This window comes from Hydrogenimonas sp., from assembly GCF_029933015.1.
GTDB lineage: Bacteria > Campylobacterota > Campylobacteria > Campylobacterales > Hydrogenimonadaceae > Hydrogenimonas.
Genome location: NZ_JAOZOZ010000089.1, coordinates 1 through 5,234 on the forward strand (window position 1 = coordinate 1; position 5,234 = coordinate 5,234).

Genomic DNA, 5,234 nt, shown 5'->3' on the forward strand with positions numbered 1-5,234 from the left:
CCCACCCGGATCATGTTCGAGCCGCATTCGATGGCCAGTTCGAAATCGTGGCTCATGCCCATGGAGCAGATCTGCGCGCCTTCGGTTTTGAGTTTTTCGAAGATCGCGTAGGTCGTTTCGAAACTCTTTCGCACGAGCGCTTCGTCGTCGGTGTGGGCACCGATCGTCATGACGCCCCGAAGGTCGATATGGGGACACGTCTCTTTGATTTTGAGATAGGTCTCCACCGCCGCGTCGGGGTCGACTCCCGCCTTGGTCTCTTCCCGGGCGCTGTTGACCTGCATCAGACACTCCATCTTCACATCGTTTTCCGCCAGGCGCTTTTGCATCGCTTCGGCCAGTTCGAGAGAGTCGAGCGACTGCATCATGAAGGGGTTGGCGCGTATCAGGTGGTTGATCTTGTTCTTCTGAAGACGGCCGATGAAGTGCCACTCGATCGGAAGGTCCTCCAGATGTTCCACCCGTTCCTGAAGCATCTGGACCTTGTTCTCACCGAAAGCCCGCTGTCCCAGGTCGTAGAGCATGCGGATCTGTGCTTCGTCGGCGTATTTGCTGACCGCCACGATTTTGACGATATGGTGCTCGCTGCGTTTGATCCGCGCCTCTTCGACTCGCCAGATCAGCTGGTCCAGGCGTGATTGCATCTCTTCTCTATCCATTGGTTATCCTTGCTATGTCGTTGTAGATGGTAAAGACCATGAGGGAAAACAGCAGTGCCCACCCCACGACCGTCAGACGGTAGACGATCTCTTCGTTGGGCGGACGTCTGAAAATCATCTCGTAGAGGGTGAAGATGATGTGACCGCCGTCGAGTGCCGGAATGGGAAGCAGATTCAGAACACCCAGGTTGACGGAGATGAGAGCCGTCAGGGCGAAGAGGGCGACCAGACCGTGCTGGCTCGCCTCCGCCGTCACCTGGACGATGGCGATGACGCCGCCCATATCCTTGGCTGGGACCACCCCTTCGATCAGCTTCTCGACGCTGACGACGATCATCTTGCTCGCCTCCAGTGTCTTCTCCCAGGCGTAGGAGAAGGCGTGGAGCGGGTCGTAGGTGACGGTGACGATGTCGCCGCTTGGGCCGATGCCCACCATACGGCGCTTCACCGTCTCGCCGAAGATGTTTTTCGCTTCCAGTACACGGGGGGTCACGACGACGGAGCGGAGCGTGCCGTTGTGATCGACGAGCATCTCCAGCGGACCGGAGGAGTGGGAGATGATGTCGCTGAGCTCGTCCCATATCTCGATCTTCTCGTCGTTGATGGCGATGATCCTGTCACCTTTCTGCAGACCCGCCTGCTGGGCCGGAGAGTTCTCCTGCACCATGCCGATGACGGGTTTGTAGGCGTTGGCCCCCATCAGGGCGATGGCGTAGTAGAGGAAAAAGGCGAGGAGAAAGTTGAAAAGGGGGCCTCCCAGCAGGATCAGGATCCGCTGCCATGGCGGCTTGGCCGTATAGCTGTCGGGATCGTGGCTGATTTTCGTCGGATCGGAGTCGTCCTGACCCTTCATCTTGACGTAGCCGCCCAGTGGTATGGCGCTCAGGGCGTATTCGGTGCCACCCACGACTTTCGAAAAGACGACTTTCCCGAATCCGATGGAGAAACGCTCCACATAGACCCCGAAGAGCCGTGCGAAGAGGAAATGGCCCAGTTCGTGGAAAAAGATCAGAAAAGAGAGGACCAGAAGGGAGACGATCATACCCATCAGCGCCCCCTCATGTAGTCACGGACATACTCGTATCCGCTGTAGAGTGTGATGGCCACGGCGATCCAGAGCAGCAGCGTGCCGCCGGGCCAGTCCATCGTCAGAAAGCCGATGGCGAACATCTGGGCGACGGTTTTGACCTTGCCCATCCACGACGCGCTCACATCCTTCCCTTCGCCGACGATCATGACACGCAGACCCGTGATGAAAAACTCCCGGCTGAGGATCAGAAAGATGGCGAAGACGTCGGCGCGTCCCAGGACGACGAGCCCCAGAAAGGCCGCCAGTGTCAGCATCTTGTCCGCCAGGGGGTCGACGATCTTGCCCAGCGGCGTGATCTGATCGCAAAGACGTGCGATGTAGCCGTCGAAAAAGTCGGTGACGCTGGCCAGCACGAAGACCAGTGCGGCGAAGTAGTCGAGCCAGGTGGCGTGGATCCCCTGCAGCGGTGCCGTGTCGCGGTAGGCGAGCAGCCAGAGCATCAGCGGCGCCATCAGCAGGCGTGAAAACGCCAGAAGGTTCGGAAGGTTCATGGCCCCTTTGGTCATTGAAAACTCGTACCCCCGTCGATGACGATGGTCTGACCCGTCAGCCAGCTGCACTCGTCGGTGCAGAGAAACCAGCACATGCCGGCGAGATCTTCGGGCTCTCCCATGCGGTTCAGCGGCGATCGGGCGACGACCTCGGCCTTGACCTCTTCGTAGTTGGGAAACTTCTTCAAAGCGTCGGTGTCGATGGGGCCGCCGCTGACGGCGTTGACACGGATCCCTTTCTCACCCAGTTCCGCCGCGGCGTATTTGACCATCGTCTCGACGGCCGCTTTGTTGGTGCCGTGGCCCGCGTAGTTGGGGGTGTAGACCAGGTTGCCGGTGGAGCTGAGACTGATGATGGAACCGCCGCCCGTTTTCTCCATCCGCTTCGCGGCCTCCTGGGCGCCGACGACGAAAGCCGAGACCGTGGCGGTGTAGATGTTGCACAGACCTTTGGGCTTGAGGCGCATGAAGGGTCCGAAGCCTCCGACGACGGCACGGCCGGAGATGATGGCGTTGGAGATGAAGTAGTCGACCCGGTCGAAATCCTCGTCGATCTGTTTGAAGAGATCCTTGTAGGTTTCCGGTTCGAGAATGTTGAGTGGGTAGTGGCGCGCCTTGATCCCGTAGGTCTCTTCGACGTCGCGGGCGATCTTTTCCGCCTCTTCGGCGTTGGAATTGTAGGTGAAGGCCACGTCCGCGCCCGCCTTGGCGAACCGGTAGAGGATCGCTTTGCCGATGCCGCGTGTCGCACCGCTGATGACGAGAACTTTGCCTTTCATACTTTCACATTGACTCATGATGGTTACACTCCTGGAATTTCGTATTGTTTGATGACGGTTTCGATCTGGCGCATGTGCTCCGCCGTGGGCGGAGTGAGGGGCAGACGGTACTCCAGCGTCTCGATGAGGCCCGCGATGTACATCGCCGCCTTGATCGGAATCGGGTTGCTCTCGATGAAGAGGGCCTTGTTGATGTCGTAGAGGCGGTCGCTGATCGCTTTGGAAGCGGAAAAATCAGCTCTCTCGGCCGCGTGGATCAGGTCGGCGATCATGTCGGGGAGAAGGTTGGAGGTGACGGAGATACAGCCGTTGCCGCCGGTGGCCATGATCGGGTAGTTGATGGCGTCGTCCCCGCTGATGACGGCGAGTGCCGGGCGCTTGGCCTTGAGGTGGAGGGTGCGCTCCATCGAGCCTGTCGCCTCCTTGATCGCGTAGACGTTGGCCACTTCGTCGAAGAGTCTGAAGACCGTATCGGGGGCGATGTCCAGGGCGGTACGGCCCGGGACGTTGTAGAGCATGACCGGAATGTCGATCGACTCGGCGATCGCCCTGTAGTGGCGGTAGATCCCCTCCTGGGTCGGCTTGTTGTAGTAGGGGCAGACCGAAAGGATCGCGTCGGCGCCCGCCTTTTCGGCGAATTTCGCCAGATCGATCGCTTCGAGGGTGGAGTTGCTTCCCGCGCCCGCCACCACTTTGACTTTCGTTCCTTTGCAGACGGCCACCGCCGTCTCGATGCACTCCTTGTGCTCGTCGTGGCTCAGCGTGGCGCTCTCGCCCGTCGTTCCCACGGGTACGACGGCGTCGATGCCGTGGCGGATCTGGCGCTCGATCAGTTTCGCGAACTGCTCGTGGTCCACTTTCCCGTTTTTAAAGGGCGTGATGAGGGCGGTCATCGCGCCGGTAATCGTTTCGCTCATTTCTTTTCACCTCTGCTTTCTGATGATTTTTTCTCCTCTTTTCTCAGGATGACCGTCGTCGATCTCTCCCTGTCGAGGTAGCGCTCGGCCACCGCCTTGACGGTTTCGGGCTTCAGCTTCTCGATATTCTCCTCGTAATGTAGCAGCGGCTCGATGTCGCCGCGGGCCAGATAACTGCCGAAGAGATCGGCGACGTTGCTGGAGTTCTCCATGCTGAAGATGAAGTCGGCGCGGGTATTGACCTTCACCTTTTTGAGCTCCTCTTCGCTGACGCCATCCTTTTTGATCCGGTCGATCTGGGCCCAGAACTCCTTTTCGACCTCTTCGGCCTTCACGCCGGGGTTGCAGACGGCGAGAAAGAGAAAGACGCCGGGGTCCTTGAGCTCCATGTTGTAGGCGTAGATCTGGTTGACCATCTTCTTTCTGTCCACGAGATCTTCGACGAGTCGGCTGCTCTTTCCGTGGCTCAGCAGCTCGCTGAGGGCCGAGAGGGCCGGCTGGTCGGGATGGGTGTAGTCGGGGATCGGGAAGGTGACCGCCACGATCTCCACTTCGCTCTCCTTGTGGATCACGACACGTTTGGGACCGTCGGGTGCCGGCTCGACCTGATGGACTTTCGGGATGTCACAGCAGTTTTCGATCTTTCCGAAGTGTCTCTTCGCCGCTTCGAAGACCGTTTCGGGTTCGATGTCGCCCGCCACGACGATGATGGCGTTTTGGGGCTGATAGTAGGTTTTGTGGAAAGCGCGGATATCCTCGATGCTCCAGTTGAGGATGTCGTTCATGAAGCCGATGGGCGTCCAGTGGTAGGGATGGTAGATGTAGGCGTTGTTGAAGAGCCGGAAATAGAGGTATCCCACCGGATTGTTGTCGGTACGCCACCGGCGCTCCTCGGCCACGACCTTGCGCTCGGGCTGGAACTCCTCGTCCTTGAGGCTCAGATGCGCCATCATGTCGGCGAAAAGCTCCAAGGAACGGTCGAGATTGCGGCTGGCGCTCTTGATGAAGTAGTGGGTATAGTCGAACCCCGTGGAGGCGTTGTCGACCCCGCCGAAACGTTTGACGATCTTGTCGAACTCGCCGGCGGGCATGTTTTCGGTCGATTTGAAGTTCATGTGTTCGAGCATGTGGGCGATGCCGCTCTTGCCCATCGTTTCGTTGCGGCTTCCGACTTTGTAGAAAATGTCGGTGGTGATGACGCCGCTTTCGTTTTTCAGGGGAATGACGACCACTTCGAGGCCGTTTTTGAGGGTTTTGGTGTAGTGTTTGGGGAGATTGCTCGCCATCAGGACTCCTGT

The 5,234-nt window shown here is 58.9% G+C and carries 6 protein-coding genes; all 6 read right to left on the reverse strand.

The annotated features are described in order from the left end of the window. On the reverse strand, positions 1 to 659 hold a 659-nt coding region (locus Q1K23_RS06735), incomplete at its 3' end, for a YggS family pyridoxal phosphate-dependent enzyme (RefSeq protein WP_300363379.1). Beyond that, positions 652 to 1,707, reverse strand: coding sequence for an RIP metalloprotease RseP (gene rseP, locus Q1K23_RS06740; RefSeq protein ID WP_300363380.1), 1,056 nt, complete (start codon positions 1,705 to 1,707; stop codon positions 652 to 654). The genes rseP and Q1K23_RS06735, both read right to left, overlap by 8 nt. Continuing rightward, a complete protein-coding gene (gene pgsA, locus Q1K23_RS06745) occupies positions 1,707 to 2,255 on the reverse strand; it encodes a CDP-diacylglycerol--glycerol-3-phosphate 3-phosphatidyltransferase (RefSeq protein WP_300363381.1) in 549 nt (182 codons plus the stop codon). Before pgsA ends, rseP begins: the two co-directional genes overlap by 1 nt. Then, a complete protein-coding gene (locus Q1K23_RS06750; RefSeq protein WP_300363382.1) occupies positions 2,252 to 3,037 on the reverse strand; it encodes an enoyl-ACP reductase in 786 nt (261 codons plus the stop codon). The genes pgsA and Q1K23_RS06750 overlap by 4 nt, the downstream gene beginning before the upstream one ends. Positions 3,038 to 3,042: 5 nt before the next feature. Continuing rightward, complete coding sequence (dapA, locus tag Q1K23_RS06755; RefSeq protein WP_300363383.1) at positions 3,043 to 3,936, reverse strand: 4-hydroxy-tetrahydrodipicolinate synthase; 894 nt, start codon at positions 3,934 to 3,936, stop codon at positions 3,043 to 3,045. Next, a complete protein-coding gene (locus Q1K23_RS06760; RefSeq protein WP_300363385.1) occupies positions 3,933 to 5,222 on the reverse strand; it encodes a pitrilysin family protein in 1,290 nt (429 codons plus the stop codon). Before Q1K23_RS06760 ends, dapA begins: the two co-directional genes overlap by 4 nt. Between the last annotated feature and the right edge of the window lie 12 nt (positions 5,223 to 5,234).